This is a genomic window from Empedobacter sp. GD03861, from assembly GCF_029840885.1.
GTDB lineage: Bacteria > Bacteroidota > Bacteroidia > Flavobacteriales > Weeksellaceae > Empedobacter > Empedobacter falsenii_B.
In genome coordinates this window covers 1-979 of the sequence record NZ_JAOCDJ010000092.1, presented here as the reverse complement: position 1 = coordinate 979, position 979 = coordinate 1, and the positions used below count along the sequence as shown (strand labels likewise).

The 979-nt window shown below is 36.4% G+C and carries 1 protein-coding gene; it reads left to right on the top strand.

The window, feature by feature from the left end:
- On the top strand, positions 1-892 hold an 892-nt coding region (locus N5D03_RS14860), incomplete at its 5' end, for a transposase (RefSeq protein ID WP_280052110.1).
- Between the last annotated feature and the right edge of the window lie 87 nt (positions 893-979).

Sequence of the window (979 nt, the reverse complement as noted above, 5' to 3'; positions counted from 1 at the left end):
AGGCCATCAACGCGAAGAATGGATACAAGCTCGTGAACAGGATCTGCTACCTTGTTCATATTATCATTTGGTATTTACTTTGCCCGATACGCTTAATGGTTTGGCGATTTCACATCCAAAAATCGTTTATAAAATTTTGTTTGATTCGGTTTGGACCACATTAAATCAATTCGGAAAAACGGAAGGATTCCAACTAGGAATGATTGCTATTTTACATACGTGGGGACAAAATTTGAGTTTACATCCACATTTACATTGCATTGTTCCTGGTGGTGGAATTGATGCCAACGGTAAATGGAAACGCAAGATAAAAACCGATAAATATTTATTTGCAGTGAAAGCCTTGAGTAAGGTTTTTCGAGCAAAATACGTAGCTTTTTTACGCAAAGAAAAGCTTGCTGATACAACTGTCATCCAAAGTTTGTTTGAAAAGAATTGGGTGGTTTATGCCAAACGCCCTTTTGCCGGTCCAAAGCAAGTAATAGAATATTTAGGAAGATACACCCATAAAGTTGCCATCAGTAACCATAGAATTAAAAACGTAACCAATCAAGAAGTTACCATTAGCTATAAAGATTATAGAGATGGAAGTAAAACCAAGCAGCTTACTTTAAAAAACGAAGAGTTTACAAGGCGCTTTAGTCTTCATATTTTACCCAAACGCTTTGTGCGCATACGCCATTACGGCATTTTAAGCAGCAATTGGAAACGCGGGAAATTACAACAATTACAAAAAGAGTTAAACGTTTTAAGGTCAAGTGTAGAACTTAAAACTCAACATCGAAAATGTTATTGTTGTAAAGTTGGAAATCTTGTTACGTTGCACGTTTTTGGGCAGCGAGGTCCACCAAAAGCTTATCTTATTGAAAACACACTTTCTTCTGTGAATTAACTTTTACGGGTAAGGGAACTTGTGCTTCATTGCATCCAAAAATCGCATAAAACAACAGAAAATGCACAAGTACAACCACAAAAAAAG